The 18682-nt window shown below is 71.6% G+C and carries 17 protein-coding genes; 2 read left to right on the top strand and 15 right to left on the bottom strand.

The features are described from left to right. Nucleotides 1–261: 261 nt before the first annotated feature. The 14 genes from AN218_RS12835 to pgsA form a co-directional block, all read right to left on the bottom strand. Nucleotides 262–825: an adenine phosphoribosyltransferase gene (locus AN218_RS12835; RefSeq protein ID WP_070017008.1), complete on the bottom strand. Its 564-nt coding sequence runs from the start codon at nt 823–825 to the stop codon at nt 262–264. 17 nt (nt 826–842) lie between these two features. Beyond that, nucleotides 843–2009, bottom strand: a complete 1167-nt coding sequence (gene secF, locus AN218_RS12840) for a protein translocase subunit SecF (protein ID WP_070016981.1) — start codon at nt 2007–2009, stop codon at nt 843–845. Nucleotide 2010: 1 nt separating this feature from the next. Beyond that, nucleotides 2011–3828, bottom strand: a complete 1818-nt coding sequence (gene secD / locus AN218_RS12845) for a protein translocase subunit SecD (protein ID WP_070016982.1) — start codon at nt 3826–3828, stop codon at nt 2011–2013. 128 nt (nt 3829–3956) lie between these two features. Continuing rightward, complete coding sequence (yajC, locus tag AN218_RS12850) at nt 3957–4475, bottom strand: preprotein translocase subunit YajC (protein ID WP_070016983.1); 519 nt, start codon at nt 4473–4475, stop codon at nt 3957–3959. Nucleotides 4476–4639: 164 nt separating this feature from the next. After that, a complete protein-coding gene (ruvB, locus tag AN218_RS12855) occupies nt 4640–5770 on the bottom strand; it encodes a Holliday junction branch migration DNA helicase RuvB (RefSeq protein WP_070016984.1) in 1131 nt (376 codons plus the stop codon). 76 nt (nt 5771–5846) lie between these two features. Further along, nucleotides 5847–6479, bottom strand: a complete 633-nt coding sequence (gene ruvA / locus AN218_RS12860; RefSeq protein ID WP_070016985.1) for a Holliday junction branch migration protein RuvA — start codon at nt 6477–6479, stop codon at nt 5847–5849. Next, nucleotides 6476–7195, bottom strand: coding sequence for a crossover junction endodeoxyribonuclease RuvC (gene ruvC, locus AN218_RS12865; protein ID WP_079132116.1), 720 nt, complete (start codon nt 7193–7195; stop codon nt 6476–6478). Before ruvC ends, ruvA begins: the two co-directional genes overlap by 4 nt. Nucleotides 7196–7559: 364 nt before the next feature. After that, nucleotides 7560–8318 (bottom strand): YebC/PmpR family DNA-binding transcriptional regulator, encoded by a 759-nt coding sequence (locus AN218_RS12870; protein WP_070016986.1) that lies wholly within the window; start codon nt 8316–8318, stop codon nt 7560–7562. 110 nt (nt 8319–8428) lie between these two features. Continuing rightward, on the bottom strand, nt 8429–9025 hold the full coding sequence (pdxT, locus tag AN218_RS12875) for a pyridoxal 5'-phosphate synthase glutaminase subunit PdxT (protein ID WP_070017009.1): 597 nt from the start codon (nt 9023–9025) through the stop codon (nt 8429–8431). Nucleotides 9026–9167: 142 nt separating this feature from the next. After that, the gene (gene pdxS / locus AN218_RS12880; protein ID WP_079132117.1) at nt 9168–10112 is read right to left on the bottom strand and encodes a pyridoxal 5'-phosphate synthase lyase subunit PdxS; all 945 of its coding nucleotides are present in this window, start codon (nt 10110–10112) and stop codon (nt 9168–9170) included. A gap of 208 nt (nt 10113–10320) precedes the next feature. Next, entirely contained in the window at nt 10321–10881 is a 561-nt protein-coding gene (locus AN218_RS12885; RefSeq protein ID WP_171908671.1) for a LemA family protein, read from the bottom strand. A 74-nt stretch (nt 10882–10955) separates the two neighbouring features. Continuing rightward, nucleotides 10956–12116: a glycosyltransferase family 4 protein gene (locus AN218_RS12890; RefSeq protein WP_070016987.1), complete on the bottom strand. Its 1161-nt coding sequence runs from the start codon at nt 12114–12116 to the stop codon at nt 10956–10958. Then, entirely contained in the window at nt 12113–13177 is a 1065-nt protein-coding gene (locus AN218_RS38195) for a phosphatidylinositol mannoside acyltransferase (protein WP_070016988.1), read from the bottom strand. The genes AN218_RS12890 and AN218_RS38195 overlap by 4 nt, the downstream gene beginning before the upstream one ends. Beyond that, the gene (gene pgsA / locus AN218_RS38200; RefSeq protein WP_070016989.1) at nt 13174–13812 is read right to left on the bottom strand and encodes a phosphatidylinositol phosphate synthase; all 639 of its coding nucleotides are present in this window, start codon (nt 13810–13812) and stop codon (nt 13174–13176) included. The genes AN218_RS38195 and pgsA overlap by 4 nt, the downstream gene beginning before the upstream one ends. Nucleotides 13813–14015: 203 nt before the next feature. On the opposite strand from pgsA, the gene AN218_RS12905 reads away from it, so the two are divergent. Together AN218_RS12905 and AN218_RS12910 are read left to right on the top strand one after the other, a co-directional pair. Further along, nucleotides 14016–16214: an elongation factor G-like protein EF-G2 gene (locus tag AN218_RS12905; RefSeq protein ID WP_070016990.1), complete on the top strand. Its 2199-nt coding sequence runs from the start codon at nt 14016–14018 to the stop codon at nt 16212–16214. Between the two features lie 133 nt (nt 16215–16347). Continuing rightward, complete coding sequence (locus AN218_RS12910; protein ID WP_070016991.1) at nt 16348–18018, top strand: hypothetical protein; 1671 nt, start codon at nt 16348–16350, stop codon at nt 18016–18018. 98 nt (nt 18019–18116) lie between these two features. On the opposite strand, the gene AN218_RS12915 is transcribed toward AN218_RS12910, so the two are convergent. Beyond that, the gene (locus AN218_RS12915) at nt 18117–18674 is read right to left on the bottom strand and encodes an HIT family protein (protein WP_070016992.1); all 558 of its coding nucleotides are present in this window, start codon (nt 18672–18674) and stop codon (nt 18117–18119) included. Nucleotides 18675–18682: the final 8 nt, after the last annotated feature.

The following is an 18682-nucleotide window of genomic DNA, read 5'->3' on the forward strand; positions in this document are numbered from 1 at the left end:
GGAGGCGGTCCGCCCGCGGCCGCACCGGAGGCGCCGGGCCCGCCGGGCTCGGCGTCATGGCGCTGTGTCGCGGTGTGCGGCTGGGCCTCGTCCGGCAAAAGCACTCCTCGTTCGACCGCAGGTCGGACTGCCATGGTATCGGCCCCTGTGGCCGCCCTGCCCGGGGCCGGTCTGCGGGCGGCAGCGGTACGGCACGAGGCGGCCACCCGCGTCTCCTGGGGAGAACGTACCGGGTGGCCGCCTCGTGGGGTCAGCTCGTGGTCAGACCGTGACCAACGCATCCAAGGGGGCGTCGCGCAGCGCGGGCTTCAGCCGGTCCCGGCCGCCGAGGAAACCCAGCTCCATCAGAACGGCGATCCCGGCGACATGCGCCCCGGCCCGCCGTACGAGCTGGAGCGACGCCTCGGCCGTGCCGCCGGTGGCCAGCACGTCGTCGACGACGAGCACGCGGTCCTCGGAGGTGAGGTCCTCGGCGTGCACCTCGATCTCGGCGGTGCCGTACTCCAGCTCGTAGGACTGCGCGAGCGTCGCGCCGGGCAGCTTCCCGGCCTTGCGTACGGGGATGAAGCCGAGACCCGCGCGCACCGCGACCGGGGCGCCCAGGATGAAGCCGCGCGCCTCCAGCCCGACGACCTTGGTGGCACGGCGCTGGGCGCAGATGCCCGCGAGGGTGTCCGTGAGGACGGTGAACGCCTCGGGGTCGGCGAGCAGCGGCGTGATGTCCTTGAACATCACGCCCGGCACCGGGTAGTCGGCGACGTCCCGGATGCGTCCGAGAAGCATCTCCCGTACGGCGTCCGGGACGGTGGCCTCGGACTCGCTCATGCTGCTGGTCACGTCGTTCACCTGCGCTTTCCGGACGGCCGGTTGCGGGTGCGGCTGCGGGAGGAGGGCTGGCGGCGCTGTGCGCGCTGGCCGACGACTCCGGCGCCGGCGGGCGCGGGATCGCCCTCGTCCGGGGTCTGGACGCTGCCGTGCCCGGGGCCAGGGATGCCGTCAGGGTCGGCGTCCTCGTCCCGCTCCTCCGGGCCGTCGCGCTCCTCGTTCTTCAGCCGCTTGGCACGTACGCGCCGGGCGAGGGCCTTCATCTGGGGCTCGCGCTCCTTGAAGTCCGCGACGAGCGGCGTCGCGATGAAGATCGAGGAGTACGCGCCCGCCGCGAGGCCGACGAAGAGCGAGAGGGCGATGTCGTTGAGCATGCCGCCGCCGAGCACGCCGCCGCCGATGAAGAGCAGTCCGGCGACTGGCATCAGCGCCACGACGGTGGTGTTGATCGAGCGCACCAGCGTGGAGTTGATGCTGCGGTTGGCGATCTCGCTGTAGGTCCAGCGGGTCTGCTTGGTGACGTTGCGGCTGCTCTCTCGGAGGCTGTCGAAGACGACGACGGTGTCGTAGAGCGAATAACCGAGGATCGTCAGCAGACCGATCACCGTGCCCGGCGTCACTTCGAACCCGACGAGCGAATAGACGCCGACGGTGATCGTGAGGTCGTGGATCAGCGCGATGAGCGCGGCGAGCGCCATGCGCCACTCGAAGGCGATCGCCAGATAGATCACCACGAGGACCATGAAGATCCCCAGGCCCAGCCAGGCCTTGTTGGCGATCTGCTCACCCCAACTGGGGCCGACGAGCTGGGTGTCGACCTTGTTGGGGTCGACCTTGAGGTCCTCGGCGAGGGTCTCCTTGACCTCCGTCGACTTCGCCGTGTTCAGGCCGGCGATCTGGACGCGCATGCCGCCGCTGCCGAGCTGCTGGACGATCGCCTGGTGGCCGGAGCGCTTCTCCGCGATCTCCGTCGTCTCCTGGACGGTGGCGCTGGTCTTGGGCGTGGTGAGGACGGCGCCGCCCTCGAACTCGATGCCCATGTTGAGACCGCGTACCGCCAGTCCCACGATCGCGGTGATCGTGATCAGGATGGAGACGCTGTACCAGAGCTTGCGCTTGCCGATGAAGTCGTAGCCGACCTCACCGCGGTAGAGCCGAGCACCGATGTTGCCGAGTCGCGACATCTCATGCCTCCTTCGGTTCGGTGCTGACGGACGGCCCACGACGGCCCCGGCGCAGCGGGGGTTTGGCCCCGAGCCTGCTCGGGTCGAGACCGGACCACGGGTGGCCGCTGGAGAAGAACCTCGTACGGGCGAGCACCGTCATCAGCGGCTTGGTGAAGAAGAAGACGACGACGATGTCCAGGAGCGTGGTCAGGCCCAGCGTGAACGCGAAGCCCTGGACCTTGCCCACCGTGACGATGAAGAGCACCGCGGCGGCGAGGAACGAGACGAAGTCGGAGACGAGGATCGTGCGCCGCGCACGCGGCCAGCCCCGTTCGACGGCGGGCCGCAGCGTACGGCCCTCGCGGATCTCGTCCCGGATGCGTTCGAAGTAGACGATGAACGAGTCCGCCGTGATGCCGATGGCCACGATCGCACCGCATACGGCCGGGAGGTTCAGCGCGAAGCCGATCGCCGGGCCGAGCAGCGACATGATCGTGTACGTCAGGACCGCGGAGACCAGGAGGCTGAGGATCGCGATGAAGGACAGCCCCCGGTAGTACGCGACCAGATAGACCACGACCAGCGCGAGCCCGATGGCGCCCGCGATCAGGCCCGCCTGGAGCTGCTCGCTGCCCAGCGCCGGGGTCACCGTCGTGACGTCCGACTCCTCGAAGGTCAGCGGCAGGGCGCCGTAGGAGAGGATGTTGCCCAGCTCCTCGGCGGACTCTTGCGTGAAGCTGCCGGAGATCTCGGCGTTGGAGCTGAGCCGCTGGCTCACGGACGGGGCGGAGACGACCTCGCCGTCCAGCGCGATCGCGAACTGGTTCTGCGGCTGCTGCTTCTTCGACAGCTTGCCGGTGGTGTCGCCGAAGTCGTCCGAGCCCTTGCCGTCGAAGGACATCGTGACGATCCACTGACCGCGCTGCTGGTCGAACTGGGCCTTGGCGTCGGTGACGTTCTTGCCCTCGACGCCGACCGGGCCCAGCACGTACTTGATCTTCTGCTTGGCGTCGCACGCGAGGACCGGTTCGCTCGACTTGGCGGCGGACGCCTGCTCGCTGACCTTGGCCTTGGCCTGCTTGCCGTTGCAGTCCAGCTTCTGGAGCTTCTTCGCCAACTCCGCGGAGACGCCGGGCGGTTGCTGCTGCTGCGGCGGCGTGGCCGGCGGCTTCGTGGTCTTGTCCGGCTTCGGGGTGGGCTTGTCGTCGGCGGGCGCGGCGGCCTGCTGGGCCCGTGCGGTGCCGCTCGTGGCGTTGTGCGCCTGGGCGTTCTGCGCCTTGAGCCCGTCGGTGACGGCCCTGCCCTGGTCGCCCTGGGAGCCGGACTGGTCGGCCTTGCCGCCCTGGTCCTGCTTGCCGCCCTGCGGACTGCCGGACTGCGAGGGGGACTTGGACGGCGACTGCTGCGGCTGCTTGGGCTGCGGCGTGGTCGGCGCGTACGTCAGCACCGGGCGGAAGGCCAGCTTGGCGGTCGTACCGACCTGCTCACGGGCCTGCTTCTCGTTCGTGCCGCGGGGGATGTTGGCGATGATGTGCCGGTCGCCCTGGGTCTGGACCTCGGCCTCGGAGACGCCCAGACCGTTGACCCGCCGCTCGATGATGCCCACGGCGGTGCTCATGTTGGTCGGGTTGATCGCGTCGGGCTTCCCCGGCTGGTTCTTGGCCTCGAGCGTGATGCTCGTACCGCCCGCGAGGTCGATGCCCAGCCGGGGCGTGCTGTGACCGGAGATGAACATCCCCCCGGTCAGCCCCACCAGGGCCAGCAGGATCAACATCAGCGAGCGCCATGGTTTCCCGTGGGCGCCCGGGCTCCTGCGGCCTTTCTTCGGTGCTGCCACCTTCTCGTCTCTCCTGTCCCAGCGGCCCGTGCCGGCCCAGGAGTGGAGTGGGGCCGCCACGCGGCGCACAAATGGTCTGCGGACGTGCTCCGCCGCCGGGCCCGGTCGCCGGCCCGGCGGCGCCGACCTTACTCGGAGTCGGTGCCCTTCCGCTTGGCGTCCTCGGGCTGGTCGTCGCCCTCGGCCTGCTCGGACTTCGCGTCGGCCGCCGCGCGACGGGCGTCGCCGTCGGCACCGCTGTCGTCGCCGTCCTCGTCGGAGGACTTCTCGAAGTCCACCTTGGAGCCCACGGCGGCGTCGTCGTCCGAGGTGAGGGAGGAGGCGTCGTCCGGCACGACGGTGTCGCCGACCTCGAGGTCGGCGGGCGCGCCGTTGACGATCCGCTCGTACTCCTCCTCCTCGAGCACCGCGCCGACGGCGTTCTTGGCGTAGAGGGCGTGCGTGCCGGGAGCAACCTCAAGGAGGACCGTGTCGTCGCGGATCTCCTTGACGGTGGCGTACATGCCCCCGATCGTCCGGACACCGGTGCCCGGGGACATCGCGTCGCGCATCTTCGCTGCCTGACGCTGCTTGTTCTTGGCGGACCGCGTCATGAGGAACATGGCCCCGATGAGCACGATGAAGGGGAGGAGAGTAACGATATTCACGGCGGGAGAAAGTCCTTCGCACGACCGCGTCTCAGCGGCCTGGATTTCGGGGTGGGCGTGCCGCCCGTGAAAGGGACGGCGTCGGCGGAGTCTAAGGGAGCCCTCGCCAATGGAACAACGTCAAGCGGAGCACCGGGGTTCCTGGCTGCCCTCCGTGGTCCGCCTCACTCGCCGAACAGGCCCTGCTGGCCCGGTGCCGACGAGGGGTGCGGGGGCTGCTGGGACTGCGGCCGGGCCAGGCCGAGATGGTCCCAGGCCGCCGGGGTCGCGACGCGGCCGCGCGGGGTGCGGGCGAGCAGTCCCTCCCGTACGAGGAAGGGCTCGGCCACCTCCTCGACGGTCTCGCGCTCCTCCCCCACCGCGACGGCGAGCGTGGACAGGCCGACCGGGCCGCCGCCGAAGAGCTTCACCAGGGCGCCGAGGACGGCGCGGTCCAGCCGGTCCAGGCCCCGTTCGTCCACCTCGTAGACGCCCAGGGCGCGGGAGGCGGTCTCGCGGTCGATCACGCCGTCGCCCTTGACCTGCGCGTAGTCGCGTACGCGGCGCAGCAGACGGTTGGCGATGCGGGGCGTGCCCCGGGAGCGCCCGGCGATCTCGCTCGCGCCCGCCGCATCCGTACGGACGTCGAGCAGCCGGGCGGAGCGGTGGACGACCAGCTCCAGCTCGGCGGGCTCGTAGAACTCCATGTGCGCGGTGAAGCCGAAGCGGTCGCGCAGCGGCGGCGGCAGCAGCCCGGCGCGTGTGGTGGCGCCGACGAGCGTGAACGGCGGCAGCTCCAGCGGGATCGCGGTGGCGCCGGGGCCCTTGCCGACGATGACGTCGACGCGGAAGTCCTCCATCGCCATGTAGAGCATCTCCTCGGCGGGGCGCGACATCCGGTGGATCTCGTCGAGGAAGAGGATCTCGCCCTCCTGGAGCGAGGAGAGGATCGCGGCGAGATCGCCGGCGTGCTGGATCGCCGGGCCCGAGGTGATGCGGATCGGGGCGCCCATCTCGGCGGCGATGATCATGGAGAGGGTGGTCTTGCCGAGGCCGGGGGCGCCCGAGAGCAGCACGTGGTCGGCGGTGCCCTGGCGCTGGCGGGCGGCCTTGAGGACGAGGTCGAGCTGTTCGCGGACCTTCGACTGGCCGATGAACTCGCTCAGTTCCTTGGGGCGCAGGGCCGCTTCGAGTGCGCTCTCGTCGCTCTCGGCCTCGGGGCCGACGAGGCGGTCGGCTCCGTACGCGGCCTCCGCCGCGTCCGCACCCTGAGCGCCGGGGCCCTCGGCGGTCCCGTACTCGTCGCTGCTGCTCATGGCGTCTGCCTCCGCCCGTGGGGTGTGCGGCGTGCCCGCCGTACCGCGTACGTCACCGTGCTCGTCAACCGGCCCGTCACCGCGCCCTGTTCAGCGTCTGGAGGGCCGCGCGCAGCAACTGCGGTACGGGCGGCTCCGTGCCGGCGGACGCGGCGGCCTCAGCCTGCGGGGCGACGGCCGCGACGGCCTCGTCCGCCTCCCGCGTGGCATAGCCCAACCCGACGAGCGCGGCGTGCAGTTGGCCGCGCCAGCCCTCGCCGGCGCCGCCCGCCGCCTGGCCCGGCACCTGGGCCGCCGCGCCCGAGACGGGCTCGCCGAGGCGGTCCTTCAGCTCCAGCAGCAGCTTCTGCGCGCCCTTCTTGCCGATGCCGGACACGGCCGTCAGCGCCTTCTCGTCGCCGCTGGAGACGGCCGCCCGCAGCGCGTCCGGCGAGTGCACGGCCAGCATCGACTGGGCCAGGCGCGGCCCGACTCCGCTCGCGGTCTGGAGCAACTCGAAGGTCTGCCGGGCGTCTTCGTCGTCGAAGCCGTACAGCGTCAGCGAATCCTCCCGTACGACGAGGGAGGTGGCGAGCTTCGCGTGCCGCCCGACGCGCAACTGCGCGAGCGTGCCCGGCGTGCACTGCACCGCCATGCCCACACCGCCGACTTCGAGTACGGCGCTGTCGGGGGCGAGCGCGGCGACGGTGCCGGAGACGAAGGCGATCATCGGGCGGTGCCTTTCGGAGATCCGTGCGGAGTGCCTTTCGCGTCGCGCCCGGCGCTCCCGGAGGTGGTGCCGGTGCCGCGCTCGGCCCGTGCGGCGCCGTCCGCCCCTGTACGGGGGCCGGTTGAGGATCCGGCCGAAGTGGCCGAGGCGGCCGAGGCGTTGCGTACGGCGGTCTGACGGGTCTGCTCGGCACGCTTGGCCTGCTCGGTGCGGGCCTGCTGCAGGCGGTTGAGGCGCTGCTGTACGGGCGCGCGCCAGATGTGGCAGATGGCCAGGGCCAGCGCGTCGGCGGCGTCGGCCGGACGGGGCGGGGCGTCGAGCCGCAGCAGCCGTGTGACCATCGTGCCGACCTGGCCCTTCTCGGCCCTGCCGGTGCCCGTGACGGCGGCCTTCACCTCGCTCGGCGTGTGCAGTTCGACGGGGAGGCCGCGCCGCGCGGCGCAGAGCATCGCGACGGCGCTCGCCTGTGCCGTGCCCATCACCGTACGGACGTTGTGCTGGCTGAACACCCGCTCCACGGCGACCGCTTCGGGACGGTGGCGGTCCAGCCACTCCTCTATGCCGCGCTCGATGAGCACCAGACGCTCGGCGACGGCCACGTCCGCCGGGGTGCGTACGACACCGGCGGCGCACATCGTCAGCGCTCTGCCCGGGACGCCCTCGACGACGCCGAGGCCGCAGCGGGTCAGCCCCGGGTCGACTCCGAGCACACGCACGCCCGTCCTCCTCGTTCACGCCCACGACCGGCCACACCGGCCGCGCTTCGCCATGACTGACCACGACCGCACGCCGGACGGCCGCGTGCGGCTGCCCGCCCGCGGATTCCGGCTGTGCTTCCGCACGCTATCGGCAGGGACCGACATTCCCGCCACGACATTCCTGCCGCGTCGGCTCCGCAGGGACGTACCGGAACGGACGCGGTGAACTGCCCGTGCGCGGAAGGCCGTTGAAGCGGGCTCCGGCAGCAGGTCCGACGGCGGGACCGGTGACGGGACCGTTGACTGCGGGCAGGACGGGAACGGAGCGTCCGGCGGCCCACATCACACGGGCCGCGGCCGAGCGCCCGCCCGCGTCCGGGGCTCAGGCGTCGACCTTCTCCATGACCTCGTCCGTGACGTCGAAGTTGGCGAAGACGTTCTGCACGTCGTCGCTGTCCTCGAGCGCGTCGATCAGCTTGAAGATCTTGCGGGCCCCGTCCTCCTCCAGCGGCACCTGCACGCTGGGCAGGAAGCTGTTGTCGGCCGACTCGTAGTCGATGCCCGAGTCGACCAGCGCCGTGCGCACGGCGACCAGGTCGGTGGCCTCGCTGATGACCTCGAAGTTCTCACCCAGGTCGTTGACTTCCTCGGCGCCGGCCTCCAGGACCGCCGCCAGCACGTCGTCCTCGGAGAGGCCGTCGTCGCCCTTGGGGACGATCACGACGCCCTTGCGGTTGAAGAGGTAGGAGACCGAGCCCGGGTCGGCCATGGAGCCGCCGTTGCGGGTCATCGCGACGCGTACGTCGGAGGCGGCGCGGTTGCGGTTGTCGGTGAGGCACTCGATGAGCACCGCGACGCCGTTGGGCCCGTAGCCCTCGTACATGATCGTCTCGTAGTCGGCGCCGCCTGCTTCGAGTCCGGCGCCGCGCTTGACCGCGCTGTCGATGTTCTTGTTGGGAACGGACGACTTCTTCGCCTTCTGGATGGCGTCGAAGAGGGTCGGGTTCCCCTCCGGGTCGGCGCCTCCCGTACGGGCCGCGACCTCGATGTTCTTGATCAGCTTGGCGAAGAGTTTGCCGCGCTTGGCATCGATCACGGCCTTCTTGTGCTTGGTGGTTGCCCACTTAGAGTGGCCGGACACAGCCTCGCTCCTTCGACGTCACCGACATGAACAGACGCGGAGATCCTACAGTCAGCCGCGCAGCGGACCGACCGCCCCGCGTCCCGCCCCTCCACGGCCGCCGTGCGCGGTCACACGGCGGCGTCGCGCACCATGTCGACGAAGAGCGCGTGCACCCGGTGGTCGCCGGTGAGTTCGGGGTGGAACGACGTGGCCAGCAGCGCGTCCTGGCGCACCGCGACGGGGTGCCCGTCGTACGAGGCGAGCGTCTCGGCGCGTGCGCCCGCCGACTCGACCCACGGCGCCCTGATGAACACGCCCTCGACCGGGCCGCCTTCGACGCCGCGCACCTCCAGCGGCGCCTCGAAGGACTCGTTCTGCCGCCCGAAGGCGTTGCGGCGCACGATCATGTCGATGCCGCCGACGGTCTCCTGGCCCGCGCGCGGGTCGAGGATCTTGTCGGCCAGCATGATCATGCCCGCGCACGAGCCGTACACCGGCAGTCCGGCGCGTACGCGGGCGCGCAGCGGCTCCATCAGGCCGAAGGCGAGGGCCAGTTTGGAGATCGTCGTGGACTCGCCGCCGGGGATGACCAGTCCGGCGACCTCGGCCAGCTCCTCGGGGCGCCGTACGGTGCGCGTCTCGGCGCCCGCCGCGGCGAGCGCGGCGAAGTGCTCGCGTACATCGCCCTGGAGGGCCAGGACGCCGATCACGGGAGTGCTGCTCACGGTGCTCACAGTGCTCACGGGCTCGTGCCTCTCATGCGGGTGAGACGTACTGCTCTTCACGCCCGGGGACGGGGAGAGGTGCGGGAACGGGCGCGGGGACGGCGTGCGTGCGCCGCCGTCCCCGGTCGCGGCGTGTGCGCCGTCACCAGCCGCGGGAGGCGTAGCGCTCTCCCTCGGGCAGGGTGTCGCAGTTGATGCCGACCATGGCCTCGCCCAGACCCCGGGAGGCGTCGGCGACGATCTTCGGGTCGTCGTAGAAGGTGGTGGCCTTGACGATGGCGGCGGCACGCTTGGCAGGGTCGCCGGACTTGAAGATCCCGGAGCCCACGAAGACGCCCTCGGCGCCGAGTTGACGCATCAGCGCGGCGTCCGCCGGCGTGGCGACGCCGCCCGCGGAGAACAGCACGACGGGCAGCTTGCCCAGTTCGGCGACCTCGCGGACCAACTCGTACGGTGCGCGCAGGTCCTTGGCGGCGGCGTACAGCTCGTGGCCGTCCAGCGACTTCAGACGGCCGATGTCGTTGTTGATCTGCCGCATGTGGCGTACGGCCTCGACGACGTTGCCCGTGCCGGCCTCGCCCTTGGAACGGATCATGGCGGCGCCCTCGGAGATGCGCCGCAGCGCCTCGCCGAGGTTGGTGGCACCGCAGACGAAGGGCGTGGTGAAGGCGAACTTGTCGCTGTGGTTGACCTCGTCGGCCGGGGTGAGGACCTCGGACTCGTCGATGTAGTCCACGCCGAGGGCCTGGAGGAGCTGCGCCTCGACGAAGTGGCCGATGCGGGACTTGGCCATGACCGGGATCGCGACGGCCTCGATGATCCCCTCGATCATGTCCGGGTCGGACATCCGCGCGACGCCGCCGTCCTTGCGGATGTCGGCGGGGACCCGTTCGAGGGCCATGACGGCGACGGCGCCGGCGTCCTCGGCGATCTTCGCCTGCTCCGGCGTCACGACGTCCATGATCACGCCGCCCTTGAGCTGCTCGGCCATGCCGCGCTTGACCCGCGCGGTACCGGTGGCGGGAGCCTGGGCGGAGGGGGCGGAACCGCCGGAGGGGGCGGAGGGCACGGAAGACGGGGTGGACACGTATGACCTCACTCGACGGTAAAAGTACGACTGGACCATGGTAGGTCCGTTGCGTACACCCTCCTCGAACGGGGTGGCCTGGGAAAAGGGCCAATCGACCCTCGGTGGACTGCTTGAAGGGTCCCGGGGGCGGGCGGCGCCGGGCCACCGGGGCAGCCAACTCCCCCGCCCCGAACCGCTGTTGAGGCGCCCGAGTCGGACTGCCGGACTACTGCGGCGCCCCGTTGCCCCGGTCGGCCAGCGCCGGCGGCGGCTCGTCGTCCATCTCGAAGGCCAGCGGGAACGGCGCGTAACCGGCCAGCCGCAGCCAGCGGACGGTGCGGTGCCGCCGCAGGGCGCGTGCCGCCCGTACGGCGTCGTTGTGGAAGCGGCGTGCCATCGGCACCCGCCGTACGGAGGCCGCGAGTTCGACCGCCGCGTCCTCGCCGCCCGGTGCCGCGCGTACGGCCTCGACCTGCGCGCTCTCGCCGAACACCGCGCGCAGCGCCTGGCTCAGCTCGCTCTCGGCGACCTCGCGCTGCTCCTCCGGGGCCTGCCGGGCGTCGTGCGCGGCCTGGTAGAGGACCATCGAGGCGGCCGGATCGAGGACGCCCGCGGTGGCCAACTCCTGTGCGATGGACGCCCGTCGCAGGAGCTGCGCGTCGAGGGCGGCCCGCGCGGCGTCGATGCGGGCGTGCAGCCGGTCGAGACGTCCGGCCGTCCAGCTCAGATAGACGCCGATCAGGAGCACGGCGACGGCGAGCAGGATCAGTGTCGTCATGGTGGGCATCGCTTCCGCGCTCTCCCTCGTTCTTCAGCTTTCAGCGGCCGCACGGCGACGCCGGGCCCGTCCGCGCCGGCCGGTCAGTCACGGGCCAGTCCGAACCGCGCCCGCAGCCCGATGCGTTCGTCGGGCGCGACGGCGGCGGCACCGTCCGTGACGGTCTCGTAGACGGCGAGCACGTCCGCGCCGACCGTGGACCAGTCGAACCGGCGCACATGGCGGCGCCCGTACTCCCGCAGCCGCTCCCGCTCCTCGCGGCTGGAGAGCAGTCGTACGGCGGCGTCGGCCAGGGCGCCGGCGTCCTCGCGCGGGAAGAGGTCGCCGGCCTGCCCGCCGTCCAGGACCTGCGCGAAGGCGTCCAGATCGCTGGCGAGCACGGGGGCGCCCGCGGACATCGCCTCGACGAGGATGATCCCGAAGGACTCGCCCCCGGTGTTGGGCGCGACGTACAGATCGACGCTGCGCAGCAGCCGCGCCTTGTCCTCGTCGCTGACCATGCCGAGGAACTCCACCCGCTCCCGTACGTGCGGGGGCAGGTCCTCGACGGCCTCCTCCTCGTCGCCGCGGCCCGCGACCAACAGCCGCGTCTCCGGCAGGGATTCGAGGATGCGCGGCAGGGCCTTCATCAGCACGGGGAGTCCCTTGCGCGGCTCGTCGATCCGCCCGATGAAGCCGATCGTGCCGCCCTGCCACTCGGCCTTGGGCTCGGCGCGGGCGAAGAAGTCGACGTCGACGCCGTTGGGGATGACGACCGCGTCGCCCCCGAGGTGCTCGACGAGGGTGCGGCGCGCGTACTCGCTCACCGCGATGCGGGCGCTGATCTTCTCCAGCGCGGGCTGGAGGATCGGGTACGCCGCGATCATCGCGCGCGAGCGGGGGTTGGAGGTGTGGAAGGTCGCCACGATCGGGCCCTGCGCGGCCCAGCAGGTGAGCAGGGCGAGCGAGGGCGTGGCGGGTTCGTGGATGTGCAGCACGTCGAAGCGGCCCTCGTGGACCCAGCGCCGTACGCGGGCCGCGGAGAGGAAGCCGAAGTTCAGACGGGCGACGGACCCGTTGTACGGGACGGGCACGGCGCGGCCCGCGGAGACGACGTACGGGGGCAGCGGGGTCTCGTCGTCGGACGGCGCCAGTACGGACACCTCGTGGCCGAGGCCGTCGAGATGCTCCGCCAGGTCGCGCACGTGGAACTGGACGCCGCCCGGCACGTCCCAGGAGTACGGGCAGACGATCCCGATCCTCATGTCTCCCGCTCCTCCCCGGACGCCGGACGTCCGCTCGCGGCGCCCGGTCCGCCAGTACCCGGTCCCGGAGCTTCCGGTTCCGCGGCCGCCTCCGGTTCCGCCGCCGCGTCCGTCTCCGCTCCCGCCGCCTCCGTATCCGGTCCCGTCCGCTCCCCCGCCCGCTGCGGCGGGAAGTCCGACAGCCACAGCCGCTGCAACATGTGCCAGTCCCCGGGGTGTTCGGCGATGCCCTCGGCGAAGACGTCCGCGACGCGCTGCGTCATCGCCGCCGTCCGCTCCGCCCGCGTGCCCTCCGCCGGAACCTCGACCGGCGCGTGCACCCGGCCCTCCATCCGCGGCGCCCCCTCGTACCAGAGCGTCACCGGCAGCAGCAGCGCCCCGGTCTGCTGGGCGAGCAGCGCGGGCCCGGCGGGCATCCTCGTCCGCTCGCCGAAGAACCGTACGCCGACGCCCGAAGCGGACAGGTCGCGGTCGGCGACCAGGCAGACCAGTCCGCCGTCGCGCAGCCGCCGGGCCAGCGTGCCGAAGGCGCTGCCGCCGGAGTGCGGCAGGACCTCCATGCCCAGCCCCTCGCGGTAGGCGACGAAGCGGTCGAAGAGCGACTCCGGTTTGAGGCGTTCGACGACGGTGCTGAACGGCGTCTTCAGCGCAGTGGTCACATACGCGCCGGCCAGATCCCAGTTGGCCAGATGCGGCAGGGCGAGGATCACGCCGCGGTCGGAGGCGATGCCGTCGGTCAGCCGGTGCAGATCGTGGATGTGCACGCTCTCCCGGATGTCACGCTCGCTCCACGCCGGCAGCCGGAACGACTCCATCCAGTACCGCAGATACGAGCGCATGCCGTCCCGTGAGAGCTGTCTGACGCGCTCCCGCGACGCCTCCGGCACCACACGCGCCAGGTTCACCTCCAACTGCCGTACGCCGCGCCCCTGCCGCTCCCAGGCGGCGTCCGCGATCCGCTTGCCCAGCGCGGCGGCGGCCGGCGCCGGAAGCCTGCGGACGCCGGCCCAGCCCAGCCCGTACAGCGAATCGGTCAGCGCCTCGCGGACGGTGGTGCTCACGCCGTCCCCTCCGCTTCGGCCGCCTCGCGGCGTACGGTCACCACCCGCTGCCCGAGCGTGACGAGGCTGCCGATCGCCACCGCCCACAGCGCGACGGGCAGCAGTACGCCGATGTACGGGACGCCGAAGATCGTGAAGCCGGAGAACCCGGCGAGGACGAGCGTGATGACGAGCCGTTCGGCGCGCTCCACCAGGCCGTTGACGTTCACCGGCAGCCCGATGCTCTCGCCGCGCGCCTTGGTGTAGGAGACGACCTGACCGCTGGCGAGACAGAAGATCGTCACGCCGCACATCAGCACGCTGTCGCCGCCGCCCGCGTACCACAGCGCGATGCCGCCGAAGACGGCCGCGTCGGCGACGCGGTCGAGCGTGGAGTCGAGGAAGGCGCCCCAGCGGCTGGAACGCCCGAGCTGCCGCGCCATGTTGCCGTCGACGAGGTCGGAGAAGACGAACAGCGTGATGACGACGGTGCCCCAGAAGAACTGGCCGAGCGGGTAGAAGACCAGCGCTCCGGCCACCACCCCCCCGGTGCCGATCAGGGTGACCGTATCGGGGCTCACTCCATGGCGCAGCAGCAGCGTCGCGAAGGGGGTGAGGACACGCGTGAAGAACGCACGCGCGTACTTGTTCAGCATGGTCGTCCCGGTGATCGAGGGCGGGCACGGCGGCGGGTGGAGCCACCGGCGGGCCCATGGTAGCCAGGCGCGGGAAGGCCCTGCGCCAGGGCCGTGGGCGCCGCCCTGCGCTACGTATGGACGGGTGCCGGGCACGGTGGAAAGCTCGAAGTACCGCGGTTTTCGCGACGGACCCAGCAGGTGTCGACCGGAAGGCGGGACACATGGGCGACAAGGCGAGCACACACCCCGGAGCCGCCGGCAGGGCGGCGGCGGCCGACCATCCGTCCTCACTGCGGAACGTGGTTCTGGTCGGCCACAGCGGTTCGGGCAAGACGACCCTCGTGGAAGCACTCGCGCTGGCCTCCGGAGCGGTGACCAGAGCCGGCAGGGTCGAGGACGGCGGGACTCTCTCGGACTACGACGAGATCGAGCACCGCCAGCACCGGTCGGTACAGCTCTCGCTGGTGCCGGTCGAGTGGCAGGGCATACGGATCAACGTGCTGGACACCCCCGGATACGCGGATTTCGTCGGGGAGTTGAGGGCCGGTCTGCGGGCAGCGGACGCGGCCCTCTTCGTCGTCTCGGCCGCCGACGGCGTGGACGGGGCCACCCGCCTGGTGTGGGAGGAGTGTGCCGCGGTCGGCATGCCGCGGGCGATCGTGGTGACCCATCTCGACGCCGCACGCGCCGACTTCGACGAGATGGTCGCGGTCTGCCAGAGCGCCTTCGGCGGCGACGACCCGGACGCCGTCATCCCGCTGTATCTGCCGCTGCGCGGCGAGCCGGGCGCCGACGGGAACGCGCCCGTCGAGGGCCTGATCGGTCTGCTCTCCCGGCGCGTCTACGACTACACCTCGGGCACCCGTACCGAACGCGACCCGGACGAGGGGCAGTTGCCGCAGATCGCGGAGGCCCGCGACCGCCTCATCGAGGGGATCATCTCGGAGAGCGAGGACGAGACCCTCATGGACCGCTATCTCGGCGGCGAGGAGTGCGACGTCGGAACGCTCGTCAAGGACCTGGAGAAGGCCGTCGCCCGCGGCGTCTTCCACCCCGTACTGGCGGCGGCCCCCGCCGCGGAGGGCGCCCGGCACGGCCTGGGCACCCTGGAGCTGCTGGAGTTGATCACCGGCGGCTTCCCCGCGCCGCCGGAGCGGGAGATCCCCGCCGTCACCACGCCCGACGGCTCGCCGCGTCCCGCGCTGACCTGCGATCCGGACGGGCCGCTGGCGGCCGAGGTCGTCAAGACCACCTCCGACCCGTACGTGGGCCGCCTCTCCCTCGTCCGTGTCTTCTCCGGCACGCTCCGTCCCGACGAGACGGTGCACGTCTCGGGGCACGGCCTGGAGGACCGCGGCCACGAGGACCACGACGTCGACGAGCGGATCGGCGCGCTCTCCGCCCCCTTCGGCAAGCAGCAGCGCCCGCTGCCGAAGGCCGTCGCCGGCGATCTGGCGTGCGTGGCCAAGCTGAACCGTGCGGAGACCGGCGACACCCTCTCCTCGAAGGACGCCCCGCTGCTGATGCAGCCGTGGACGATGCCGGACCCGCTGCTGCCCGTCGCCATCGAGGCGCACACCAAGGCGGACGAGGACAAGCTCTCGCACGGCCTCTCCCGGCTCGTCGCCGAGGACCCGACGATGCGCCTGGAGCAGAACCCCGACACCCGTCAACTCGTCCTGTGGTGCCTGGGCGAGGCGCACACGGGCGTGGCCCTGGAGCGGCTGCGCAGCCGCTACGGCGTCAACGTCGACTCCGTCACGCACCGCGTCTCGCTCCGCGAGACCTTCGCCGAGCCGGCGTCGGGACGCGGACGGCACGTCAAACAGTCCGGCGGACACGGGCAGTTCGCGATCTGCGACATCACCGTGGAACCGCTGCCCGCCGGTTCGGGCATCGAGTTCGTCGACAAGGTCGTCGGCGGCGCCGTGCCGCGGCAGTTCATCCCGTCCGTGGAGAAGGGCGTACGGGCGCAGGCCGCCAAGGGGGTCGCCGCGGGCTATCCGCTGGTCGACTTCCGGGTCACGCTGCACGACGGCAAGGCGCACTCCGTGGACTCCTCGGACGCCGCCTTCCAGACGGCCGGTGCGCTCGCGCTGCGCGAGTGCGCGTCCCATGCGCGCATCCATCTGCTGGAGCCCGTCGCGGAGTTGCAGGTGGACGTGGAGGACGAGTACGTCGGCTCGGTGATGAGCGACCTGTCCGGACGCCGCGGCAAGGTCTCCGGCACCGAGCAGGCCACCGACGGGCACACCCTCGTACGGGCGCAGATCCCGGAGATCGAGATCAGCCGGTACGCGGTGGAACTGCGTTCGCTCTCGCACGGCACGGGCCGCTTCTCCCGTGCGTACGCCTGCCATGAACCGATGCCGCAGGCGCTCGCCGGCAAGATCCTCGAAGCCGCACAGAACGGCGGCTGACTGCGGCTACGCTGGGTACGACGCGCGAAGAAGTGTGCCGGCCATGGGAGTTGGGAATGTGCCGTGGTCGGCACCGCTCGCGGGCGGGCGGGCGACGCCGGTGCGTGACGATGCTTGACGGAGTGGGGGCTCAGTGGCCGGGTTCGAGGATTTCGAGGGGATCGAGGCCGCGTCCGACTTCAGCCCGGGCGCGCAGGTGCCGCTCTCGGGTTCGGGCGGGCAGACGGCGGCGACACAGGCGCTGGCCTCGGCGGCGTACCGGGACGGCGGGTTCGAGAAGTTCCTCAAGGCCAACGAGGGCGCGTCGCTGAAGCCTCCGCGGCTGTCGCTGTTCGAGCCCAACCTCGGCGAGGCGTTCTCCCGGGCCGTGCAGGTCCGGCTGCTCGGCGGTGCGCGCGGCGCGCTCATCCAGTCCTTCGGGATCGAGCCGCAGACGGTCGTCGAGCACTGCCTCGCGGCGACGCGCATCCGCAAGGACCGCGACACCAAGCTCACCGTCATCATGGTGATCTTCGGTCTGCTGTTCCTGCCGGGCACCCTGCTGTGGCTGCTGGCCTTCCAGTTGCGGCGCATGATCGCCGGTGCGCAGGACAAGCGCATGGGCGCCTTCGGCATGGCCGCCATGGTCGCGCTGGGCGGCCTGGCCGTGCTGTTCATGCTCAAGCTGCCCTTCGACGGCGTGCTCGCCTACTACCTGCGGGGCATGCTCATCGCGCCCGTCATCGGCTGGCTGTGGGCGAAGCAGGTATGCGAGCGCACCGCGAAGATGCTGCGGGGCCAGTGGGAACAGCTCCTGGGCGGCGGCGGTCTGGGCGCGAAGATCCCCGAGGCCGTACCGCAGGACCCGGGCGACGCGGGCGCCGAGCGGATCCGGCTGGGCCTGGCGAAGCTCCGCGCGGAGCAGGCCAGCAACCTCGTCTACTACGCGGGCCCCAAGGGGATACTCGGCATGGGCACCCGCTGGGGAAGCTGGCAGCTCGCCGAGGAACTGGTCCCCAAGGACCCGGAGTCGGAGATCAATCCGTTCCGCAGTTGGGACGTGGTGCGTGCCATCTACGACCAGTTGCGGATGCTGGAGCGCAGCCCGCTGCACACGGGCGGCTTCCCCAAGCCGTCCGTACGGCACTGGATCGTCTCGCCCATCGCCGAGGGCGCCTCGTCGGTCTCCCGCCCCGAGGGCCAGGAGGTCGAGGGCTACCGCATCAAGGACTTCGAGATACAGCGCATCTGCAACGAGCAGCAGTTCGGCAGCGGCAACCGGCACTATCTCGGCGTCCAGTTCGTGCTCTGGGACGGCCAGTTGGTGATCACGCTGATGATCACGGTGACGGTGCTGCACCACACGCTGCGCATCGAGGTCACCGGCCACGCCCTCGGCCCCGTGCACGGCCTGTTCTTCGACAAGCCGAAGGCCAAGACCAAGACGGTCTCCAAGGGCGTGAAGTTCTGGGAGACCAAGACCGTGAACCAGCCGCTGGTGGAGACCCAGGAGGTCGTACGGCTCGCGGCCCGCGCCCCCCTCACCTGGTTCCCGCCGGTGCTGGACTTCCTCGGCGGCAAGATGACCCTCCCGGAGCCCTTCGGTCTGCGGCACGCGTGGGCGGACAAGCCGTGGCGGCACCGCTTCATGGCCGACGACGCGCTGCGCGCCGCGACGCCCGTGCTGCGGGTGGTGCATGCGGCGGCGCTGCGCGTCCTGGAGGAGAACGGCTGCAACACCGACCAGTTCGGCGCCCGTTCCAACGCCCTCAGCGGTTCGATACCGGCCGTCGAGCCGAAGAAGGCCGACGTCTACGACGCCTGACGTCTCGCGGCGTCCCCCTCTCGGGGCGGGGCGCCGGCCGGACGGGAGGGAGCGTCCGTCCCGTACCCGGCGGCCTGCCGGGCCCGAGCCCGAGAGTGCTAGTCCTGCCAGGCGTCGGCGAGCATCTGCCGGGTTTCCGCGAGCAGTTGGGGCAGCACCCGGGTGTGCCCGACGACCGGCATGAAGTTGGTGTCGCCGCCCCACCGCGGCACGAGGTGCTGGTGGAGATGCGCGGCGATTCCCGCGCCCGCGACCGCCCCCTGGTTCATGCCGATGTTGAAGCCCTGCGCCCCGGAGGCGGCGCGCAGCGTCTTCATCGCACGCTTGGTGAACTCCGCGAGCTCCACGGTCTCCTCGTCCGTCAGCCCCGTGTAGTCGGCCACGTGCCGGAAGGGGACGACCATGAGGTGGCCGCCGTTGTACGGGTAGAGGTTGAGCACCGCGTAGACGTGCTCCCCGCGGGCGAGGACCAGCCCGTCCTCGTCGCTCTTGGCCGGGATCACGCAGAAGGGACAGCCGTCGTCCGCTCCGGGGCCGCTGGGCTTGTTCTCGCCCTGGATGTACGCCATGCGGTGCGGTGTCCACAGGCGCTGGAACGCGTCCGGCGTCCCGACTCCGATCTGCTGTTCCGGCTCGCTCGTCATGCTCGCCAGCATAGGACTTC

This window comes from Streptomyces nanshensis (genome assembly GCF_001751255.1).
GTDB lineage: Bacteria > Actinomycetota > Actinomycetes > Streptomycetales > Streptomycetaceae > Streptomyces > Streptomyces nanshensis_A.

Coding starts and splice junctions, on each gene's coding strand:
- AN218_RS12905 (WP_070016990.1), top strand. CDS start 14,016: ATGGGCGACAAGGCGAGCACACACCCCGGAGCCGCCGGCAGGGCGGCG.
- AN218_RS12835 (WP_070017008.1), bottom strand. CDS start 825: ATGAGCGAGTCCGAGGCCACCGTCCCGGACGCCGTACGGGAGATGCTT.
- AN218_RS12915 (WP_070016992.1), bottom strand. CDS start 18,674: ATGCTGGCGAGCATGACGAGCGAGCCGGAACAGCAGATCGGAGTCGGG.
- AN218_RS12885 (WP_171908671.1), bottom strand. CDS start 10,881: ATGCCCACCATGACGACACTGATCCTGCTCGCCGTCGCCGTGCTCCTG.
- pgsA (WP_070016989.1), bottom strand. CDS start 13,812: ATGCTGAACAAGTACGCGCGTGCGTTCTTCACGCGTGTCCTCACCCCC.
- ruvB (WP_070016984.1), bottom strand. CDS start 5,770: ATGAGCAGCAGCGACGAGTACGGGACCGCCGAGGGCCCCGGCGCTCAG.
- AN218_RS12890 (WP_070016987.1), bottom strand. CDS start 12,116: ATGAGGATCGGGATCGTCTGCCCGTACTCCTGGGACGTGCCGGGCGGC.
- ruvA (WP_070016985.1), bottom strand. CDS start 6,479: ATGATCGCCTTCGTCTCCGGCACCGTCGCCGCGCTCGCCCCCGACAGC.
- secF (WP_070016981.1), bottom strand. CDS start 2,009: ATGTCGCGACTCGGCAACATCGGTGCTCGGCTCTACCGCGGTGAGGTC.